We start from the raw sequence: 21,296 nt of genomic DNA, 5'->3' as shown, positions 1-21,296 counted from the left end.
AAGGCTCTATTAACCGTAAGGAATATCCATGCGTCATTACGAAATCGTATTCATGGTTCACCCTGATCAGAGTGAGCAAGTAACTGGTATGATCGAACGTTATACTGGTTCTATCACTGAAGCTGGTGGTACTATCCACCGTCTTGAAGACTGGGGCCGTCGTCAATTGGCTTACCCAATCAACAAGCTTCATAAAGCTCATTATGTTCTTATGAACGTTGAAGCACCTACTGAAGTAATCAGCGAGCTAGAAACTACTTTCCGCTACAACGATGCAGTGCTTCGTAACTTAGTTATGCGTACTAAAAATGCTGTAACTGAAGCGTCTCCTCTTGCAAGAGAAGAGAAGAAAGAAGCACCAGCTGCTTAATTGTTTTGAGTCCTAGCATGGCATGTAGTCAGCAGTTATTATAATGGTTAGCCCATATATGAATCAGCTGGTTATATCTGGGGTAGTTTGTAAAACTCCCAAGTTTAGCCAAAGCCCTGCTGGCATCCCGCATTGTATTTTTGTTGTAGAACATAAATCAATGCAAACCGAAGCAGACCTTAACCGTAATAGTTATGTGAGGCTTCAGGTAGTTGCCAGTGGAAAGCAAATGCAACAACAGACTCAACATTTGCACGTTGGGCAGGCATTGCAAGTGAGTGGTTTTTTAAATCGCCACGAAGGTCGTAACGGCCTTAGCCAATTGGTTTTGCATGCTCAGCATATAGAAAGAATTATTTGAGGAATTAATCTCATGGCACGTTATTTCAGACGTCGTAAGTTCTGCCGCTTTAAAGCGGAAGGCGTACAACAAATCGATTACAAAGATCTAGCTACTCTTAGAAACTATGTTACAGAAAGTGGCAAAATCGTACCTAGCCGTATCACAGGTACTAGCGCTAAATACCAGCGCCAGCTAGCAACTGCTATTAAGCGTGCTCGCTACTTAGCCCTTCTTCCATACACTGACTTACATAAGTAAGCAGCGGATTAACAGTTTTTAAAAGGTGTAGAAACATGCAAGTTATTCTACTAGATAAGATCGCTAACCTAGGTAGCCTAGGTGAACAGGTTGTAGTTAAATCTGGTTTCGCACGTAACTTCCTTTTCCCGCAAGGTAAGGCAGTTCCTGCGACTAAAGCTAACATTGAAACGTTTGACGCTCGTCGTGCAGAACTTGAAGCGAAAATCGCTGAACAGTTAGTTGCTGCACAAGCACGCGCTGAAAAACTAGAAGCATTAGCAGAAGTTACATTAGTATCTAAAGCTGGTGACGAAGGTAAGTTATTCGGTTCAATCGGTACTCGTGACATCGCTGACGCTATCTCAGCTGTTGGTGTTGAAGTTGCTAAGTCAGAAGTTCGTTTGCCTCTAGGTACTATCCGTGAGACTGGTGAATTTGACGTATCAATTTCAGTTCACTCAGACGTAACGGCTACTATCAAAGTAATCGTAATCGCTGAAGCTTAATTTTTAATTAAGCTAAAAAAGCCGTGCTATTAGCACGGCTTTTTTGTGCCTATAATTTGGCTAACTTCATTAGTTGAGGGCACAGTTAAATAATACCAATCCGCAATAATACTTAATCATTTTGCGGGGCTAAACGTGTCGCTACCTGTGTTAAAAAATTCTCATTTAGAACAACTAAATAGCGAATTTTTTGTCTAGCTATCAACACGTTTTTCCATCCTCAAAATAGATCACTTAATTAAGCGAATTGGTATAAAGCCTCGTATAAGCCCCTTTTTTATTCAATTATTTTTTCATTCCTTTTAAACCTTTTCGAACTGTCATTACGTCTAACTTATCAATACACTTAAATAGCAACTCAACAATAATAATTAAAAGGCGGCATCACGGATGTTACACGTTAAACCCGACCCAGCGCCTTTGTGCGAAGCTGCACTCATTGAGCGAGTTAAATCGGGTGATCAAGGCGCATACACAACGCTTTATGAGTTACATATAAAACGAGTATACGGTTTATGTTTGCGCTTATTAGCAGACCAAGCACACGCTGAAGACGCCGCCCAAGAGGTATTTGTACAGGTATGGCATAAAATAGCATTGTTTGATGGGCGTTCGCAGTTTTCTACTTGGCTATATAGTGTTGCCGGTAATGTAGCGATAAGTTACCTGCGTAAGCAAAAAAACTGGTTACAAAAAGTAGTAAGTATTGAACACAGCGGTATGGATGAGCAATCAGCTAACGACTGCAAAGGCTTAAATGGCCTCGATAAGTTAATAGTAAGGCTTCCTGAGCGCGCACGTATGGTATTTGTATTATTTGCTATTGAAGGTTACAGGCACGAGGAAATCGCGGAGCAATTAGGTATGGCTGTTGGTTCAAGTAAGTCACAATATCATCGTGCTAGGCAGTTATTACAAGAGTGGTATGAAAATGAGTAAACCAAACTTTAACGACTACTTAAATAAGTCATTAAACACGCTTGATAAAGAAATTACGCCACAAAAAGATTTATGGGCGGGGATTGAGCGAGCAATTGTTAATAATAAGCAGAACCCAAACAGCACTATTATTTGGCCAAAACTAACGGCAATAGCAGCGTGTACTGTGGCTGTTTTAATTGCTGTTAATATATTTGTTATAGCACCTGAACCACAGCCCGTAGTGGCTATAAGTGATTACTTTTCGGCTCAAAAAAATAGTTTGTTAGTTGAATACGAAAATAAAGAAGCATTAACCACTAACTGGCAAGCGCAACTACAAGAACTTGAAGATGCTGAGCAAGCAATAAAGCAAGCTCTTGAAAACGAACCACAAAACCAAGCGCTACTGACAATGTTAGCGCAAATATATCAACAACAACTTGATTTAATTAACAAGGTGCACGCGCCACGTTGGCAGCACATTTAGGAGTATGATATGAAAGCGATTTTATTAGGACTGAGCTTATTTCCACTGGCGGCATTTGCGGGTGAAAAAATAGATAAGCAAATAGACGTACCAAGTGGCGGCACTATTTTTATTGAAAACCAACGCGGTGATATACATATTACAGGCTGGGATAAAAACGAATTTAAAGTATCTGGCGAGCTTGATGATAAAGCACAGGGTTATGAGCTTAAAACAAGTGGCGATAAAACACAGTTTATTGTAAAAATGCCCCGTAAATCAAATTGGGGTAATAGTGGTGACGGCTCAAACCTAACTATATTTATGCCTAAAAGCAGTAGTTTAGAGTTTGCTGGCGTTAATGTATCGGTGACTGCAAAGGAGCTTAAAAACGGCGCAGAAGTTGATGTGGTTAACGGCGAAATTACGGTAGATGATATTACTGGCAACATTAAGCTCACCACTGTAAATGGTGATGTGAACGCTGAGAACTTAAACGGGAATATTCAGTTTGAAACCGTAAATGGTGAAATTAACGATAGGCAATCAAGTGGTGAGCTGCGTTTTAGCGCTGTTAATGGTGATATTAAATCAACTTCAAGCGCTAATGATGTGCGCCTTGAAAACGTAAATGGCGATATAGAATTTACGCTATCGGCTATTAAAAACCTACGTATTAATACGGTCAATGGCGAAGCAGAAGTACAGATTAACGAGCTTTTAAAAGGCGGTGATGTACGTTTTGAATCAGTAAGTGGTGATGCCGACTTTTATTTCCCACAAAGTGTATCAGCAAAGTTTGAAATTAAAGCCCATGCTAATGGTAAAATCATTAACAAAGTCAGTAGTGACAAAGTCAGTAAAGCTAAATATGGCCCAGCCAGTGATTTAGAGTTTAGTATTAATGGCGGTAATGCAAATGTTGAAATGGATACCATAAGTGGACGAATAGAGCTTCGTACCAAATAACACTCATTCCCCATCACGATTACAAAAAGCAGGAAAGATTTCCTGCTTTTCTATTTGCACAGCCCCTGCAAGTCGATAGAATAGAGCCATTCAATTTTACTACTGTGAAGTTATGGCCAAACCAGATAAGCAAGTCGATACTCTTAAAGTTCCTCCCCATTCAATAGAAGCTGAACAATCTGTTTTAGGTGGCTTAATGCTTGATAACCAAGCTTTTGACCGCGTAGCTGAGCTTGTTGTATCACAGGATTTTTATACCCGCACGCACAAGTTAATTTTTGAGGCGATGACGGCACTTGCTGAGATTGGCGATCCGATAGATTTAATCACTATTTCTGAAAGTTTAGAAAAAAATAATAAACTTGCAGGTATTGGGGGTTTTGCTTACTTAGCCGAAATTGCTAAAAATACGCCAAGTGCAGCCAACATTGATGCCTACGCAAACATTGTACGTGAGCGTGCTGTTGTACGTGAAATGATTGGCGTGGCAAATGAAATAGCCGAAGCGGGTTTTAATACCGAAGGGCGTACTAGTCACGACCTACTCGATTTTGCCGAAAGCAAAGTATTTAAAATTGCCGAGCAACGTACAAAAAGTACGGAAGGCCCGCAAAGTATTCATAACATACTCGAAAAAACCGTTGATAAAATAGAAGAGCTTTATCAATCGCCACAAGATGGTGTAACGGGTGTAAGTACAGGTTATGCCGATCTTGATAAAATGACGACGGGCCTGCAACCGTCTGACTTAATTATTGTTGCAGCGCGTCCTTCAATGGGTAAAACCACCTTTGCGATGAATCTTGCAGAACATGCCGCAATGACTCAAGACAAACCCGTGCTAATTTACTCGCTAGAGATGCCTTCAGAACAAATTATGATGAGGATGTTAGCGTCTCTTGGCCGTATTAACCAAACTAAGGTACGTACAGGTCAGTTAGATGATGACGATTGGGCGCGACTTTCATCAACAATGGGCTTGTTGATGGAAAAAGGCAAAATGTATGTTGATGATGCCTCGGGCTTAACACCTACCGATGTTCGCTCTCGTGCACGTCGTATTGCGCGTGACCACGGCGGCATTAGTATGATCATGGTCGATTACTTGCAGCTAATGCGCGTACCTAGCCTTGCTGATAACCGAACGCTTGAAATTGCTGAAATTTCGCGTTCACTTAAATCACTAGCAAAAGAGCTAAAATGTCCGGTTGTTGCGCTTTCGCAGCTAAACCGTACGCTAGAGCAACGTGCCGATAAACGCCCAATTAACTCAGATTTACGTGAGTCAGGGTCGATAGAGCAGGATGCCGATTTAATCATGTTTATTTACCGTGACGAAGTTTACAACGAAGACAGTACTGATAAAGGTATTGCTGAGATTATCATAGGTAAACAACGTAACGGCCCAATTGGTAAAGTGCGTTTAACATTCCAAGGTCAATTTTCTCGCTTTGATAATTACGCGGGACCAGCGGTAGATGACGATTACTAATGCGCTTAGCGACTGCTGAAATTAACTTAACGGCACTTGCGCATAATTTAGCGCAAGTTAAGGGCTTTGCACCTAACAGCAAAGTGATGGCGGTGCTAAAAGCAAATGCTTACGGGCATGGATTAGTAACGATTGCGCAGCATTTAAATAATGCTGACGCATTTGCTGTGGCACGTATAGATGAAGGGCTTGCCCTTCGAGCTGGGGGCTTAACAAAACCAATTGTTTTACTAGAAGGCTTTTTTAACAAAGCCGACTTACCGATTCTGCTCGCCAACAATTTTCAAACTATTATTCACGATGAGTACCAATTAGCGGCGCTTGAAAAAGCAAAGCTAGATGCACCAATAACATGCTGGTTAAAAGTAAATACAGGTATGCATCGATTAGGTATTGCGCCAGAGCAGTTTGAAGCCTTTTATAGCCGCTTGCAAAAAACACCTAACGCTAAAAATACCGTTAATTTAATGACCCACTTTTCGTGTGCTGATGACGTTGATAATGCTAAAACGGTTCAGCAAATTACGTTGTTTGATAATTTAGTGAATGGTATTGACCAAGCGCATTGTTTATCAAATTCGGCTGGTATTATTGCCTGGCCGAGCGGTCATGGCGATTGGGTGCGTCCTGGGCTTATGTTATATGGTGTATCGCCAATGGCAAATAGTATTGGGCAGCAACACAAATTAAAACCAGTTATGCGCTTAACTACGCGCGTAATTGCAGTGCGAGATGTGCCTGCTAATGAGGCTGTTGGGTATGGTGGTCGTTGGAAAAGCGATAAACCAACCAAGTTAGCTGTTGTAGCTATGGGTTATGGCGATGGTTATCCTCGGCATGCTAAAGAGGGGACACCGGTAATAATTGGTGAGCAGCGTTATGGTATTGTAGGTAGCGTAGCTATGGACATGATCAGCGTTGATATAGGCGCTAATGAGCATAATATTAAAGTTGGCGACAGAGTCACTATGTGGGGCCCTGAGCTACCAGTTGAAGAAATAGCATTGTGCGCTGATACTATTCCTTACGAGCTATTATGTAATATTACACCACGCGTAAGTTATGAGTATCAGCCATAGTTAGTTTTTAGCGTATACCAATTGGGTATAATTACTCTTTTATAAAGTAAATGTCGCTAAAGCCCATACGGGCAAATTCTTGGTCGCGAAAGTTACGAACAGAAGCAGACCCTTTTGAGGTCATTTCTATTTGGCGTACCATATTTAAGTAATTTGTTAAATCAATACCCTCGGCAGCAGCAATAGCTTGATACATGTCGTGGTATTTATCTTTTGCGAAGTTAATTTCGCGCGGTTGGTTTTTAAATGTATACGTTATTCTGCGTGCCATAATAAGCTCAGTTAAATTGAGTGTTAGTATAATTTTACACTGTATTGAACTGGCATTGAATGATTTGTTTAAATCAAATAATTAAAAAGTAGAGTTTAAAATGAAATTATCAGTAGAGATCAGTAAATATCCACTTCACCAAGATTACATTCCGTTTATTAAAGGCTTTATTGACCGCTTAAACGAATACGAAAATTTAAAAGTGATTACTAATACGCTATCAACGCAAATTTTTGGTGATTATGATTTAGTAATGCAGGTGTTAAATACCGAAATTAAGCGCTCATATGAAGAATTTGGTAAAGCTATTTTTGTATGTAAGTTTCTCTCTGGCGACTTATCGCCTGAATAATCTATAATACCAATCTGCATAAATCTTTGATCAATTTAACGAATTAAATTGCACTATAACGTCGTTAAAAATTTTTTATTTAGAACAACTAGATACAAAAATTTTTGCCTAGTTTTAGCGTGGTTTTCTTAACGTTAAATAGACCCCGTATATAAGCAGGTTGGTATAACAAATGGCGCAACTAAACGGTGATTGCATAATATGGACTTTTTAACACAAACCTTAAGCGGTTTTACAGCAATGTCGCATTGGGAATACATTGCGGTAGGATTGTCGATGGCGTACTTATTATTGGCAATAAAGGAAAGCTTATGGTGTTGGCCGGCGGCATTTTTTAGCACGCTCATTTATACAATTATGTACTGGAATGGCGCATTGCTCATGGAGTCGTTACTTAATTTTTATTATATGTATATGGCTGTGTTTGGATGGGTTGTATGGAGAAAAGGCAAAGCTGAAAATTTAAATATTACATCGTGGTCGATAAACCGTCATGCTGTTTTAATTAGTTTAACAACCGTAGCTGCAATTACAATTGGTTACGTTATGCAAAACTATACGCATGCCGATTTTGCTTATCTTGATAGTTTCACAACGTGTTTTGCCGTAGTAACTACTTACTTAGTTGCTAAAAAAGTCCTCGAAAACTGGCTGTACTGGATTGTAATAGATGCAGCTTCCATGTATTTATATTATGAAAAAGGCTATTACCCAACGCTTGCGCTCTTTATATTTTATACCATTATGGCCGCGTGGGGCTTTAAAACTTGGTACGAAGAGTACGAACAAAGCCAAGCTAAGCCGCTAGCTCAGCTTTAATTAATGATTGAGCATAATCAGCTAGTAAAAATGTGTAGGGCGTTTATAGAGCCTACTAGCGTTACTTCAAGCGAGCGACTACTAAATGGTTTTAGTAACGATAATTTTTTAATACGTACCAAACAACAAGGGTATTTATTAAAGTGTTATAAAAGCCATTGGCCAGCCATAGGACTTGAAGCACAGCGTTTTTTAAGTGAGCTTAATATATGTCCTGCGCCTGTTTGGCTCGATAAAAAGAATAGCCGTGCGGTATTTAATTATATTGAAGGTAATACAGCGCAATCGGATATAACGCTTAGCTTTATTAATAAACTTGCCCAAGTACATAATTACAAAGCGTCTACTGCGCCAATGGAAATAGCTAAAGAGCTGCATTTTTATCAAAGCACCGGCGTATATACGCAATATAAACCTCAAATAGAGCAGGCACTCAAAGTAGTTGCAGCCATGCAATTTGATGAAGGCTTTTGTCATAATGACTTGGTAAAAGATAACATTATTGTAAATGCTTCGGGCATGTATTTAATTGATTTTGAGTACGCGCAAACTAACGATGTATATTTTGATTTGGCAGCCCTTGCAGTGAGCTTTAATCTTAATGAGAGCAGTGACAGTACATTGTTAAACAACTATAAAAATAGCGTTGATAAAACAAGCACGTTTTACCCATCAATAGATAAGCTAAATTACTATAAACTGTTTTTTTTGGTGTTATGTATTGCTTGGTATGAGGAGCGCAACATAACTAGTAAATCTATAATGTTACGTGCGCAGCTAAATAAACTTGTTACTAATACTTTTTTATAAAAGTTACAAACCACCAAAGCGTTCAGCGAGCTCTTTGTACTTTGTTACTTCGGCCGCATCAAATTGTGGTTCGCCATTCTCGTCTTCAGATTTAGCAATTAATAAACTTTCTCTAGAGAGGCGTTTTACACGCTCTACTTTTACACCTAAAAATTCAGCGACTTGCTCAGTAGACATTAAACTCATCATTATTTCCTCGTATTAAACTAATCCTCACAGCGACAATCATAATTTTAATGTTACTAAACCGTTACTGTTTCTTATCTAATAAGAATAAATAGCGTGTTTTTAAGCCTTTGTGAAGTGTTTTATTTAAAAGAGTTTAATTAATAAGCATATAAGCTGATCTTACTGGTATTTATTTAAAGATCTCTTTATCATTGCGGGTGCTAAAGCACTGATATCGCGAGTTGGTGTGGCGGCAACAAATGTGCTCTCGTGGTGAAATGGATATCACGTGGCCCTCCGGAGGCTGAGTTGTAGGTTCGATCCCTACCGAGAGCGCCATTTGCTTTTATATGTATTAATTATCCTCTCTATATTACCTAGCTTCTTATTAATTACTCTTGTATTTAAAAATGCATTTACTGCAAAAACTTTGAAAGTTAATTTTAAAAACAGCTTTCTAGTTATTTATACAATGCAAAATTAGCATCCAAAAATCATGTTGTAATTATTTGCATATAAGTTTTAGTGATAAATGAGGAAGACCGATTTAATGTTAAATAGTCAATTAGAGATACTAGCTCAAGGACACGCTTATCTTGAAGGTGTAACTAAAGAGGACTATTCCCAAGTCATCACTCCTAACTTTATTAGCTCGGCTGGAGCTCATATGCGACATATTATCGATCATTATCAATCTTTAATGACCGGCTTTAGCACGCAAAAAGTAGATTATGATTGCCGCTTAAGAGGAGGAGATATTGAAAACTCTCCAACTGCTGCAATAAAAAAAATTGCCGAAATAACAACGTGGATTGAACAGCTAAGTCCAGATGATTTTAATAAACCGTTATCACTTTCAAGCGAAGTTTCAATTAAAAGCAAAAATGTACAAACAGTAACCACATCACTTGCGCGAGAGCTTATTTTTGTAGGCAGTCACGCTGTGCACCATTACGCGATGATTTCACAAATTTCTTTTGCTCAAAAGTCGCAGCTCGATCAAAGCTTTGGTTTAGCACCAAGTACAGCTACTTTTTTAAGAGAAAATAGCCAGCCAGCCAGCACAACCAAAATCGATGCAAAATTAAAATGTGCACGTTAAGCTACTTTTTAACTGATGATGGCTACGAGCTATTTTTTAATCGCGATGAGCAAAAAACACGAGAAACGGCAATCGCTCCAAGTAAGCACCAGGGCAATGCAATTTTCCCCATTGATCCGCAAGGAGGAGGTACTTGGCTTGGGGTATCGCATTTTGGGCAAACACTCGCATTATTAAATGATTACCAAAGTGTATTTGATATAACTGCGGTAAAGCATAGTAGAGGTCTGTTAATCCCTCATTTACTGAGCAATAAAGCCCCTGCATTGTACCAATTACAAAACATGGATTTATCGGGCTACGCGCCTTTTAAGTTGTGTATTTTTCCGGATGGGCTATCGATAAATAACAATAACGTGGTTTTTGTTAGGTGGGATGCAAAGCAGTTAATCCACTGCCAAGTTGAACCACTTGCTACGTCATCAGGTGTTGAGCTTGAAACGGTGACACAAAAGCGTAAACAACAATTTAAGCAACTTATTGATTTAAGACATCCTGAAAGTGAGCAGTTTTTAGCGTTTCATTACAGTAAAGCCGAACAAGGGCAATATGGCGTAAACATGCTAAGAGAAGATGCAATGACGGTCAGTATTAGTCATATTAAAGTTGGTAACACTATACGCTTTAATTATTTTGATAAGCAGTCTCAGCTCATTAGTAGCATTGGTTGTTTAAAAGTGGCTGCAGCTTAACTAAATATTTTTATAGCTGTTACATAACTAAAAAAGTCGACGCAATTAATAGCGTCGACTTTTTTGTTAACTGTATTTTACCTGCTACATTAAGCAGCAGGTAAAAATTATGAGTGATTTATATAATCATCCTTTTTATCACCAAGGTAGAGCCTAAGTAGCTTTTCAGGCGCACTTGGTAAGTGCACACTTAAAAGTAATCCTGGCGTGTGATTAAAGTTGCTATCAATGCCCATGCAATGAAATTGAGCGCCTAGCTTGTGGTATTGCTTTAATAAAATCGGTATGTCTTTTTTATCTTCTTCTATTCCCATAACCAATGCTGATACATGGCTTATATTTAACGTGTGGTCATTAATAAAGTATTCAAACTCTGGGTGGAGCTTATTATTAAAAGGCGTATTGGCGCTAACACCTTGTTTATTATTAACCATTGCATGGTCAATAATTGCAACAGAACGAGGGTCATAAAGTTTACTTAATGAAACAGTGCCATATAAAGTCCTATAGCGTGGATTTTGCGCCATAAACGCACCAATCCCTTTAAATAGCAGCAATAAACCATGGTAACTGCCCTGATGCTTTTGAACTATAAACGATCGACCCATTTCTAAGCACGGCTGTTGCTGATTAATAAAAGAAGGTTCAAAGTTAAACATTTGCGATAAATAAAGAGGGCTCACGTCGCTATTTTTTTGTAATAAATCGGTTTGTCCAATTCTATAAGCACCAATAATTTCTTCATTTTTATGATCAAAAATAAACAAATGCATGTAAGTCGCATCAAACTTATCTGTGTCGCATGGCTCGCCACTTCCTTCGTTTAATGTGCGAAAAGTTATTTCTCTGAGGCGTGTTATTTCAGTAACGCAATTAGGTATTTGCTCTTGGTAGCCGTAATAAACTGAGTAACCTTTAAAATCGACTAAGTGCTGCTCGCTTGGCAAGTTAGCAAGCTCATTTTTCATTTTTGTTTTATCAACTTCCTGCATAATGGCTTTGAGCTGTGTTGATTGGTTATCCTCTTGCCAAGGCGTTACAAAGCGCTCATCGTTTAAGTAACATTGCAAGCGCGCAAGTGCGTTTATGTCGTCAGTTTTTTCAAACTTATTTAATAATTTGGGTGTAAGTAAATTACCAGCGCTTAAGCTAATAGAGCTTTTTTGAATTTTAAGTAATTCGCGTATTAGCATTAATAATCTAAATCGGTAGTAAACACGCCCCAAGTTATAAAAGGTTGAGCTATTCTGACCGCTAATAAATACAGGCAATAAAGGAGCTTGTGTTTTTAAAGCTAGTTGAGCGGCTAAGCGATTCCATTGCCCGTCAGTTACACGCTGTTTTTCTGATTGAAAAAATGACACTCTTCCCGCAGGAAAAACCACAAGTAAGCCATCATTTTTAACATGACTAAAACACTGTTTTATTGCGCTGGTATTAATGGCTGCTTTTGGTTTTAGTGGGTTAGCAAAAATAAAATAGTCTTTAATTTCTTTAAATATTTTTAAACCCACGTTAGCCATTACTTTTGTATCGCTACGATAATGGGTGAGTAAATTTGCAATTATTACGCCCTCAATCATGCCATAAGGATGATTACATACCACTATGCAAGGGCCATGCTTTGGTATTTTGTCAATAACACCTTGTGCACCAAGCACATTTATACCTAATACATTTAACAGCTTTTCACTAAACTCTTGTTTATCTAAACCCGATAAATTATTACAGAGGTATATATCACGCAGCTTATTGATGCCCAATAGGCTATCGAGCAGCGGAGCGGCTATTTTTAGTATATGACTCAAAGGAGAAACGGTGCTTATTGCCGCTACACTTAAGTTTGATACGGGGTGGTTTAATTTTGTCATATACGTTGATGCTCTTAAATTTTTATAGCTGTTGTGTATATTTAGACCGAGGAAAAACCACATTATGTTCAAATTAGGTTAATTAAGTTTGTTTAAAAGCGTAAAAATAATACTCAAATAGTCTTTTAAGTGCTAAATGGTTGTAGGTTATTAAGAAAATAGAAGAGGGTTTTAATTATCCATAAAATAAGGTTACCCACTACAGCTAATAAGAGTGATACAGCAAGTAATCCTTTGTAGTTATATATCACTACTTACAACTCAAAAACTAGACTTTTAAGCTTAATTAATGCTATTTAAGGTACATCTACTTTAAATGTAAAAAATCTCACCTTTATGCTAATTACTTTGCCTGTGTCTGAGCTCACCCCTGGTATGTACGTTGATAGCGTTACTAAGCAACACGAGGGGAGCAATAGCATAAAAATTAAGACCAGTGGCTTGGTGCGCGACAAATCTATTATTAAGCGTTTAGTGTCTGAAGGGGTGCTCGAGCTGCTTATAGATTTTACTAAAGGTGATGCGCCAGTTCCTGCCAAATATAAGCCCCAAAGCGCACCTAAAACATCTAATAGCCAAAAAAAAGTAGAAAAAACATCTATAGCTATTTCTATCGAACAGGAGTTTGCTAAAGCGACTGTAAATTACGATCAGCATGGCCGAAAGTTACAATCATTATATGGCGATTTAACATCTGGCCTGAGTGTTAATATAAAAGTGCTTGATGAAATTGCCAGCGAGATAGTCAGCTCAGTTTTTCGTAATGCTAACGCTATGACTATTCTTACTCGTATAAAAGACAAACATAGCTATAACTGGCGGCATATGATCAACTGCGCCATTTTTACTGCTGTATTTGCTAAATACTTAGGGTATGGAAAAGCTGTTGTACAAGAGCTTGCAATGGGGGCGTTACTTCATGACTTGGGCCAAGCTAAATTACCGCAGGGTATATTTTCCAAGCCAACTAAACTAAGTAATAACGAGCTAGCAGCAATTAAAAAGCATGTTGCCCAAGGTTTAGGTTTAGTTAAAGGTGAGAAGGGTATAACTCCCCTTATGCTCGATATGATAGTAAATCATCATGAGCGTTTAGATGGCTCTGGTTATCCGCGAGGCCTGCAGGCTGAAAAGTTAAGTCGCCCGGCGCGTATAATGGCAATTGTAGATGTGTACGATGCTATGACAGCCGATAGAATGCACCAAGAGGGTGATGAGCCTATTAATGCATTACGCTACTTATTAGCCAATAAGCACTTGTTTGATGGTGAGTTAGTTCAGCGCTTTATAAAGTGCTTGGGGGTCCATCCGGTAGGGACTATTGTAAAATTAACGAATGAACGTTTAGCCTTAGTGCTTGAGGGGAACGTATTAAATCCTATTAAACCTAAAATTAAGCTATTTTATAATGCTAAGCATAATCATCATGTTACACCTAAAGACATAGATTTAAGTGAGCACACCCAAGAGCTTAAAATACTAGCGAGTGTTAAGCCTCTTGATTATCAGATTAATTTGTCTCGCCTGCTAAAAGAGCATTTGTTGAACTAGTTTTACTGCATTGCCTTTTTTTAGTTTGTTTTGCAGAAATAAACGCACCCAAAAAACAACTCCCCATCAGTGTTAACCATAGCAAAGTACCTAACTCTACATGCAATGCAAAACAACAAAGCGCTAAAGAAATCAACGCATTTAACATTGCCCCTAACCAATAATGGTTTACGGGGTTATCGCATTGTCCTGCTTGAGTGCATGCGCAGTAGTTTGCTTTGTAAAAGCAAAATACACTCGCCCCACAAAATATTAGCCCTGTAATAATAAATAAAATGATCACAGTTTTACTTCCTTTGCGATTTTATAGTGAGTGTAATTTGCTATATATTTCAAGTCAATCTAAATGATAATTAATTACAATTAGAGTTTTAACTCTAATAACACATTTCTCATCCGATGAGTTTTAAATAGTTGTTAAAATGTCGTTAAATAACATGTTTTTTGCTGTTTTTTGACGCATTCATAGAGTTTTTTACAAAAAATTAAGGTAGTGTAGCAAAGTTTCAAATCCTAATAACAACACACATAGTACCCAGACAGTCAGTTTGGTTAAGGACTCAACAATGAAATTTTCTAAAACTCTTATTGCAGCTTCGCTTGCATTTGTTTCAGCTGATAGCTTTGCAGCTGCGTTTCAATTATCAGAGCAAAATGCATCGGGTTTAGGCCGTGCATACGCTGGTGAAGCTTCTATCGCAGACGATGCGTCTGTAGTTGCACGTAACCCAGCACTAATGACTTTATTTAAAGATAAACAACTAAGTGTTGCTGCTATTGGTGTAATTCCAGATGTAAGTATTGAAGGCGAAAGTACTAATAACGGTATTGACCCAAGTGCATTAGATGACGACAGCATTGCACCAAGTGCTGTAGTACCTGCTGTTTACTTTACTATGCCTTACAACGATAAAGTATCGATTGGTTTTGGCGCATTTTCTAACTTTGGTTTATCTACAGAGTTTAACGACGAATACGTTGCTGGCCAAATTGCTGGCGAAACAGAAATCTTTACTGTTAACCTTAATGCAAGCGTTGCTTATAAAGTAACTGAGCAATTCAGCTTTGGTATTGGTTTAAACGCTATTTATGCTGATGCAACTGTTATTCGTAAAGTGGGTGCTAATGCAAGCGGTATTGATTTTGGTGCTGATGCTGTAAACCTTCAAGGTGATGATACTGGTTTTGGTTTAAACGTTGGTTTAATGTACCAGCTAGATGATAACAGCCGTTTTGGTTTTAACTATCGTAGCGAAACAGACATCACATTTGATGGTGACTTCTCAAACGATCTACCAGCAGCTATTGGTGGTACAGGCGGCGCTAAGCTACCAGGAGCTGTTGATCTAACACTACCAGCTATTGCTGAGTTTTCTGGCTCACATCAGTTAGGTGATAAGTTAGGCCTACATTACAGTGTATTATGGACAGGTTGGAGCAGCTTTGAATCACTAGAAGCACAAGTAACGTTACCAACTGGTGATAAGTTTGTTGCGTTTGAAAAGCAAGAGCAGTTTGATGACTCTTTCAGATACTCTGTAGGTGCTGATTACCAATACAACGAAGATTTACTACTTCGTGCCGGTGTTGCATTTGATGAGTCTCCAGTATCACAAACGCACCTATCAATCTCTATTCCTGATACCGATCGCTTTTGGTTCTCGTTTGGCGGTAACTACACAATTGATCAAAACTCTAACGTTGATCTTGGTGTAAGTATCATCCGTGGTAAAACACAAACGTTCACAGAAGCTGATGACTCGGGCAGCCAGTGGGGCTTCGAATCTAAAGGCCACGCGGTATTACTTGGCGCTCAGTATAACTACAAGTTTTAATGTAGAAGTGTCTCGTGGTTAATCACAGGGCACAAAAAAGCCGCTCACTTTAATTAAAGTGAGCGGCTTTTTTAATGCATATTAAATAGTGTTAATAGGCATTTTATGAAAGCTTATAAGCTTTCTATTTTAGTTTTTTGCTCAAGTAGCTTAGTTTTAGCATCGCTAAACTCAGCCAGTTTTGCATTTTCTTTAGCAAGTACCGCTTCAGGTGCGTTATTAACAAACTTTTCGTTAGCGAGTTTGTTTTGCACTTGTGCTAGGCCTTTTTCTGCTTTTTCGAGTTGCTTATTAATACGTGAAAGCTCGGCTTCTACATCAATTAAGCCCGCCATTGGGATCATGATCTCAAGGTTGCCAACATAAGACGTTGCACATGCAGGTGCGTCGTCTTTGTTTTCAAGCATTGTAAACTCTTCAATTTTTGCAAGTGATGCTAAAAATGATTTGTTTTCTTCAATACGGCGCACGTCGTCGCTTGATGCATTAGCAAGTAATACGCTAAGCGGTTTACTTGGGCTAATATCCATTTCACCACGAATGTTACGAATAGCTAAAATGAATTGTTTAACCCACTCTAAGTCGTCCATCGCTTTAGCATCAACGCTTGCTTCATTATATACAGGGAACGGCTGAACCATAATGCTGGTGTTTGTTGTTTCAAGGCCTGCAAGAGGTGCAACACGTTGCCAAATCGTTTCAGTGATGTACGGCATCATTGGGTGCATTAAACGCAGTAAGCTTTCAAGTACGGTAATAAGTGTATTACGTGTACCACGTTGCTGCGCTTCATTACCTTTAAATAATACCGGCTTAGTTAGCTCTAAGTACCAATCACAGAACTGGTTCCAAGTGAATTCGTAAAGCGTGTTAGCAGCTAAGTCAAAGCGGTAGTTATCAAGGTGCTCAGTGTATGTTTTAACTGTTGACTCAAATTGACCTAAAATCCAGCGGTCAGCTAATGAAAGCTCTTTTTGTGCATCGTTTGCAAAACCACAGTCTTGCTCTTCTGTATTCATTAATACGTAACGGCTCGCGTTCCATAATTTATTACAGAAGTTACGGTAACCTTCAAGGCGGTTCATGTCCCAGTTAATATCACGACCGGTAGATGCCATTGCAGCAAGTGTAAAGCGAAGGGCGTCGGTGCCGTGTGCCTCAATACCGCCTGCAAATACTTTACGCGTATCTTTTTCAATTTTAGCGGCAAGTTTTGGCTGCATCATGTTACCAGTACGTTTTTGTACTAGGTCTTCAAGTTCAATGCCGTCAATCATGTCTAGTGGGTCAAGTACGTTACCTTTTGACTTAGACATTTTATCGCCATTGTCATCACGTATTAAGCCCGTTACATACACGGTTTTAAACGGAACTTGTGGTTTGCCATTTTCGTCTTTCACAAAGTGCAGCGTCATCATAATCATGCGCGCAACCCAGAAGAAAATAATATCAAAACCAGTTACCAGCACGTCAGACGGATGGAAGGTTTTTAAATCATCGGTATTTTCAGGCCAACCTTGTGTAGAGAAAGTCCAAAGTGCTGACGAGAACCACGTATCAAGTACGTCTTCGTCTTGGCTTAGTGTTACGTTATCTGCAATGTTGTTTTCACGGCGTACTTCAGCTTCGTCGCGACCAACAAATACATTGCCTTCACTGTCGTACCAAGCTGGAATGCGGTGACCCCACCAAAGCTGGCGTGAAATACACCAATCTTGTACGTCGTTCATCCACGAGAAGTACATGTTTTCGTATTGCTTAGGTACAAATTGAATGTCGCCGTTTTTAACAGCGTCTTTTGCAGGTTCAGCAAGTGGTGCAACACGTACATACCATTGGTCGGTAAGCAGTGGCTCAATTACCACACCAGAGCGATCGCCGTAAGGAACAGTTAAACCATGGTCTTCAATTTTTTCAAGTAAACCTAGTTCTTCAAATTCTGCCACAATTGCTTTACGCGCTGCAAAACGATCTAGGCCGTGCAAGCGCTCAGGTATTGGTGCATCAAACTCAAGCTCTTTACCGTCAAAGGTGTATGTTTCACCTTGGGTAAGAATAGCGGCGTCTTTATCGAAAATGTTGATCATAGGCATTTGATGACGCTTGCCCACTTCGTTATCGTTAAAGTCGTGCGCTGGGGTTATTTTTACACAGCCCGTGCCTTTATCTTTATCGGCGTGTTCGTCAGCAACAATTTTAATACGACGATTAACGATGGGTAATAAAATCTCTTTACCGATTAAATCTGTGTAGCGCTCATCATCAGGATTTACTGCAACACCTGAGTCACCCAACATGGTTTCAGGACGTGTTGTTGCTACTACTATGTAGTCTTTTCCGTCTTGTGTTGTAACGCCATCAGCTAATGGGTAACGTAAGTTCCACATGTGGCCTTGCTTGTCTTTGTTTTCAACTTCAAGATCAGAAATAGCCGTGTGTAATTTTGGATCCCAGTTTACTAGGCGCTTGCCTCGGTAAATTAGGTTTTCTTTATGGAGGCGTACAAACACTTCTTTAACAGCTTCAGATAAACCATCATCCATGGTAAAGCGTTCACGATCCCAATCAACCGATGCGCCAAGGCGACGAAGCTGCTTAGTGATAGTACCGCCAGATTCTTTTTTCCATTCCCAGATTTTATTAATAAAATCTTCGCGGCCTAAATCGTGGCGTGTTTTGCCTTCTTCGGCATGCAGTTTACGCTCAACCAACATTTGCGTTGCAATACCTGCGTGGTCAGTACCTACTTGCCATAATGTGTTGTTACCTTGCATACGTTTAAAACGCGTTAGGGTATCCATTATTGTATCTTGGAAGGCGTGGCCCATGTGTAAGCTACCAGTGACATTTGGCGGCGGGATCATAATTGAATATGGTACGCCTTGGCCAGATGGCTTAAAGTAGCCTTTTTGTTCCCAGTCTTGATATAGAGACTGTTCAATATCTTGCGGATTGTAGGTTTTATCCATTACACAGAACCTTAAATAAGTACTTAAATTAGTTGGTTAGTTTGCCTGATTGGCTAGCTATTAATATCTTGCGTGGTGAGATTGGCACCGAGTTGGCGTAGCTTTTTAAAACGCTCGCGGGCTGCTTGCTTAGCAGCTGGTTCTACGGGTACAAAATCAAAAACTTGGTTAAACCGACGAATATAATCCGGTAACTGAGTAGCCAAGTTAATTAAAACTTTACGATTGCCAACAGGTGGCGTAATACCAATTTCTACAGGTGCGCCGCCTTTAGGGCCTTCACCTTGTAAATTATGTGGCACAAAACTATCTGGATCGAATGCCCAAATTATTTCATCAATGGCACAGGCTGCTTCGTTATCGTTAACACAAATAAACACACGCTGCCCATTTCGATACTGATCGGCCGCAATTTGAGCTGCCAATGCAAAATGATCGTCAGCCTTCGCTTTAGACTCATCTTGTTGCTTTAGAACGAAAAATTTAGCGTTCATGTTCATTGTATCGGGGTTTCCCATGGCATTGAATGTATACCAAATTGATATACACAAATTAAGAGGCAGATTTTGCCATATAACGGGGTTTGCTTCAATTAATACACAAATAAATAAGGCGCCAAATGGCGCCTTATAAATAGCTAAATAGATTATTAATCGTGCGTAGCTTCGCTTACACCCGCTCGATTTAATAAATACTGAGTAAGCATAGGAACAGGACGGCCCGTTGCGCCTTTTTTAGCGCCACTGCGCCACGCTGTACCGGCAACATCTAAATGTGCCCAATTATACTTTTTAGTAAATTTAGATAAGAAACATGCCGCAGTAATAGTACCCGCAGAGCGTCCACCTAAGTTCGTAAAGTCAGCAAATGGGCTTTCTAGTTGATCTTGATAGTCATCCCATAACGGTAACTGCCATGCACGGTCGCCACTTTGCTCAGACGCTTTTAATAAATCGTGTGCAAGTGGGTTATGGTTTGATAGTAAACCAGTAGCATGCGCGCCAAGGGCTACAATACACGCGCCAGTTAGCGTTGCTACGTCAATAACCGTATCTGGGTTAAATCGTTCAACATATGTTAGTGCGTCGCATAATACTAAGCGGCCTTCAGCGTCGGTGTTTAACACTTCAACTGTTTGCCCTGACATTGTTGTTAAAATATCACCTGGGCGATACGCATTTGAGCCAGGCATGTTTTCACAACCCGCTAAAACACCAATAACGTTAATCGGCAATTGCATTTGTGCAAGTGCACGCATTGCGCCAATAACGCCTGCTGCTCCGCCCATGTCGTATTTCATTTCGTCCATGCCTTCGCCTGGTTTTAATGAAATACCGCCTGAATCAAACGTTAGACCTTTACCAACAAGTACAATAGGGGCTTGGTCATCAGCGGCGCCTTTGTAGTTAATAATCGACATAATCGATTCGTTATCACTACCTCGGCCAACAGCTAGGTAAGAATTCATACCAAGTTCTGCCATTTGCTTTTCGTCAATAAGATCAACAGTGATGTTGTCAAAATCAGTTGCCAGCTCTTGTGCTTGTTCACCTAAGTACACAGGGTTACAAATATTTGGTGGCATATTAGCTACGTCTTTACATAGCTTACTACCTGCAGCAATGGCTAAACCATGCTCAATAGCGCTTTCGCCAATAGTTAGTTCGCGTCGTGTTGGTACGTTAAACACCATTTTGCGAAGTGGACGGCGAGGGTCTACTTTTTTACTTTTCAGTTGGTTAAACGTATATAAGCAGTCTTGCGTTGTCTCAACTGCCTGACGTACTTTCCAGTAGGTGTCGCGACCTTTAACGTGTTGCTCTGTTAAAAAGCAGACTGCTTCCATAGAGCCCGTTTCGTTTAAGGTATTAATAGTTTTAGAAATGATTTGTTTATATTGCTTATCATCAAGCTCACGCTCTTTACCACAACCAACAAGCAATATGCGCTCGCTTAATACATTAGGTACATGATGCAATAATAAAACTTGGCCTGGCTTACCTTCTAAATCGCCACGGCGAAGTAAATTAGAGATATAACCATCACTAATTTTATCGAGTTGTTCACCAATGGGGGATAACCTACGTGGCTCGTAAACGCCAACCACAATACATGCGCTGCGCTGTTTTTCTGGGCTACCACTTTTTACGTTAAATTCCATTGTTACTCCTGGTTTTGAGTCGTTTAAGTTACTAAGTTGGGGCTAAAAAAGTATTTTCTAGTCTTATCTACGTAACTTATGTAAGGATAATTCTTATTTTAGCTGATTTTGTTAGACTCTTACTGTGTAATTGAACTTTATATGCTTAAGGGCTACTAATGCAACATTATATCGTGCACTTAGGTAGGATAATTAATTTTGATGGCTTATAATAATAGCCTATTTGCCGGTATTAATTGGGTAAAATAGCTATTTAACTATTCAATTCTCACTATCGTAGTGAAATTCCATGTTTAACAGGGGCGAGCA

23 protein-coding genes and 1 tRNA gene are annotated in these 21,296 nt (G+C 39.4%); 17 read left to right on the top strand and 7 right to left on the bottom strand.

All coding sequences use genetic code 11. The features are described from left to right. Window positions 1–28: 28 nt before the first annotated feature. The 9 genes from rpsF (at window position 29) to alr (ending at window position 6,386) form a co-directional block, all read left to right on the top strand. Window positions 29–370 (top strand): 30S ribosomal protein S6, encoded by a 342-nt coding sequence (rpsF, locus tag H5116_RS03910; protein WP_002962750.1) that lies wholly within the window; start codon window positions 29–31, stop codon window positions 368–370. Between the two features lie 43 nt (window positions 371–413). Beyond that, window positions 414–731, top strand: coding sequence for a primosomal replication protein N (gene priB, locus H5116_RS03905; RefSeq protein ID WP_004588456.1), 318 nt, complete (start codon window positions 414–416; stop codon window positions 729–731). Window positions 732–743: 12 nt separating this feature from the next. Beyond that, window positions 744–971 (top strand): 30S ribosomal protein S18, encoded by a 228-nt coding sequence (rpsR, locus tag H5116_RS03900; RefSeq protein WP_002962753.1) that lies wholly within the window; start codon window positions 744–746, stop codon window positions 969–971. A gap of 35 nt (window positions 972–1,006) precedes the next feature. Next, entirely contained in the window at window positions 1,007–1,459 is a 453-nt protein-coding gene (rplI, locus tag H5116_RS03895; protein ID WP_002962755.1) for a 50S ribosomal protein L9, read from the top strand. A 390-nt stretch (window positions 1,460–1,849) separates the two neighbouring features. After that, window positions 1,850–2,398, top strand: a complete 549-nt coding sequence (locus H5116_RS03890) for an RNA polymerase sigma factor (RefSeq protein ID WP_182715604.1) — start codon at window positions 1,850–1,852, stop codon at window positions 2,396–2,398. Then, window positions 2,385–2,867 carry a hypothetical protein gene (locus H5116_RS03885; RefSeq protein WP_182715603.1) on the top strand — a complete coding sequence of 161 codons (483 nt, stop codon included), beginning with the start codon at window positions 2,385–2,387 and terminating at the stop codon, window positions 2,865–2,867. The genes H5116_RS03890 and H5116_RS03885 overlap by 14 nt, the downstream gene beginning before the upstream one ends. Before the next feature lie 9 nt (window positions 2,868–2,876). Then, window positions 2,877–3,815 (top strand): DUF4097 family beta strand repeat-containing protein, encoded by a 939-nt coding sequence (locus H5116_RS03880; protein WP_002963051.1) that lies wholly within the window; start codon window positions 2,877–2,879, stop codon window positions 3,813–3,815. Window positions 3,816–3,927: 112 nt separating this feature from the next. Further along, window positions 3,928–5,307 (top strand): replicative DNA helicase, encoded by a 1,380-nt coding sequence (dnaB, locus tag H5116_RS03875; protein ID WP_002963050.1) that lies wholly within the window; start codon window positions 3,928–3,930, stop codon window positions 5,305–5,307. Further along, a complete protein-coding gene (gene alr / locus H5116_RS03870) occupies window positions 5,307–6,386 on the top strand; it encodes an alanine racemase (RefSeq protein ID WP_024596806.1) in 1,080 nt (359 codons plus the stop codon). Before dnaB ends, alr begins: the two co-directional genes overlap by 1 nt. A 31-nt stretch (window positions 6,387–6,417) precedes the next feature. Here the strand turns inward: alr and H5116_RS03865 are convergent, their stop codons facing one another. Then, on the bottom strand, window positions 6,418–6,657 hold the full coding sequence (locus tag H5116_RS03865; protein WP_002963045.1) for a DUF2960 domain-containing protein: 240 nt from the start codon (window positions 6,655–6,657) through the stop codon (window positions 6,418–6,420). A 100-nt stretch (window positions 6,658–6,757) separates the two neighbouring features. Between H5116_RS03865 and H5116_RS03860 the strand changes: the two genes are divergently transcribed. The 3 genes from H5116_RS03860 to H5116_RS03850 all read left to right on the top strand — a co-directional run bounded on the left by H5116_RS03860 (window position 6,758) and on the right by H5116_RS03850 (window position 8,638). Next, window positions 6,758–7,009, top strand: a complete 252-nt coding sequence (locus H5116_RS03860; protein WP_002963043.1) for a hypothetical protein — start codon at window positions 6,758–6,760, stop codon at window positions 7,007–7,009. 201 nt (window positions 7,010–7,210) lie between these two features. Next, entirely contained in the window at window positions 7,211–7,828 is a 618-nt protein-coding gene (pnuC, locus tag H5116_RS03855; protein ID WP_002963042.1) for a nicotinamide riboside transporter PnuC, read from the top strand. 3 nt (window positions 7,829–7,831) lie between these two features. Next, window positions 7,832–8,638: a phosphotransferase gene (locus tag H5116_RS03850; RefSeq protein WP_182715602.1), complete on the top strand. Its 807-nt coding sequence runs from the start codon at window positions 7,832–7,834 to the stop codon at window positions 8,636–8,638. 3 nt (window positions 8,639–8,641) lie between these two features. On the opposite strand, the gene H5116_RS03845 is transcribed toward H5116_RS03850, so the two are convergent. After that, window positions 8,642–8,824 carry a hypothetical protein gene (locus H5116_RS03845; RefSeq protein ID WP_039490259.1) on the bottom strand — a complete coding sequence of 61 codons (183 nt, stop codon included), beginning with the start codon at window positions 8,822–8,824 and terminating at the stop codon, window positions 8,642–8,644. 246 nt (window positions 8,825–9,070) lie between these two features. Between H5116_RS03845 and H5116_RS03840 the strand changes: the two genes are divergently transcribed. From H5116_RS03840 to H5116_RS03830, 3 genes are all read left to right on the top strand, one after another. Next, window positions 9,071–9,145 (top strand) — tRNA-Arg (locus H5116_RS03840). Window positions 9,146–9,356: 211 nt separating this feature from the next. Continuing rightward, entirely contained in the window at window positions 9,357–9,908 is a 552-nt protein-coding gene (locus tag H5116_RS03835; protein ID WP_182715601.1) for a DinB family protein, read from the top strand. Next, entirely contained in the window at window positions 9,896–10,600 is a 705-nt protein-coding gene (locus tag H5116_RS03830; RefSeq protein ID WP_002963038.1) for an NRDE family protein, read from the top strand. Before H5116_RS03835 ends, H5116_RS03830 begins: the two co-directional genes overlap by 13 nt. Window positions 10,601–10,707: 107 nt before the next feature. On the opposite strand, the gene H5116_RS03825 is transcribed toward H5116_RS03830, so the two are convergent. Next, window positions 10,708–12,471, bottom strand: a complete 1,764-nt coding sequence (locus H5116_RS03825) for a lysophospholipid acyltransferase family protein (protein WP_182715600.1) — start codon at window positions 12,469–12,471, stop codon at window positions 10,708–10,710. Window positions 12,472–12,807: 336 nt separating this feature from the next. Between H5116_RS03825 and H5116_RS03820 the strand changes: the two genes are divergently transcribed. Further along, window positions 12,808–14,022, top strand: a complete 1,215-nt coding sequence (locus tag H5116_RS03820) for an HD-GYP domain-containing protein (RefSeq protein ID WP_182715599.1) — start codon at window positions 12,808–12,810, stop codon at window positions 14,020–14,022. Here the strand turns inward: H5116_RS03820 and H5116_RS20285 are convergent. Continuing rightward, window positions 13,982–14,305 (bottom strand): hypothetical protein, encoded by a 324-nt coding sequence (locus H5116_RS20285; protein WP_154903641.1) that lies wholly within the window; start codon window positions 14,303–14,305, stop codon window positions 13,982–13,984. The two genes, H5116_RS03820 and H5116_RS20285, sit on opposite strands and share 41 nt — an antisense overlap. A gap of 283 nt (window positions 14,306–14,588) precedes the next feature. Here H5116_RS20285 and H5116_RS03815 point away from each other — a divergent pair, with 283 nt between their 5' ends. Further along, entirely contained in the window at window positions 14,589–15,857 is a 1,269-nt protein-coding gene (locus H5116_RS03815; RefSeq protein WP_182715598.1) for an outer membrane protein transport protein, read from the top strand. Between the two features lie 113 nt (window positions 15,858–15,970). Here H5116_RS03815 and H5116_RS03810 read toward each other — a convergent pair whose 3' ends face one another. The 3 genes from H5116_RS03810 to pepA form a co-directional block, all read right to left on the bottom strand. After that, complete coding sequence (locus H5116_RS03810; RefSeq protein WP_182693182.1) at window positions 15,971–18,826, bottom strand: valine--tRNA ligase; 2,856 nt, start codon at window positions 18,824–18,826, stop codon at window positions 15,971–15,973. A gap of 53 nt (window positions 18,827–18,879) precedes the next feature. Beyond that, window positions 18,880–19,326: a DNA polymerase III subunit chi gene (locus H5116_RS03805; RefSeq protein WP_002962020.1), complete on the bottom strand. Its 447-nt coding sequence runs from the start codon at window positions 19,324–19,326 to the stop codon at window positions 18,880–18,882. A 149-nt stretch (window positions 19,327–19,475) separates the two neighbouring features. Next, on the bottom strand, window positions 19,476–20,987 hold the full coding sequence (pepA, locus tag H5116_RS03800; protein WP_024595639.1) for a leucyl aminopeptidase: 1,512 nt from the start codon (window positions 20,985–20,987) through the stop codon (window positions 19,476–19,478). Window positions 20,988–21,296 lie beyond the last annotated feature (309 nt).

The sequence above is a fragment of the Pseudoalteromonas sp. SG45-2 genome, assembly GCF_014164115.1.
GTDB classification, from domain to species: domain Bacteria; phylum Pseudomonadota; class Gammaproteobacteria; order Enterobacterales; family Alteromonadaceae; genus Pseudoalteromonas; species Pseudoalteromonas distincta.
This window is presented reverse-complemented; position numbering and strand designations above follow the sequence as displayed.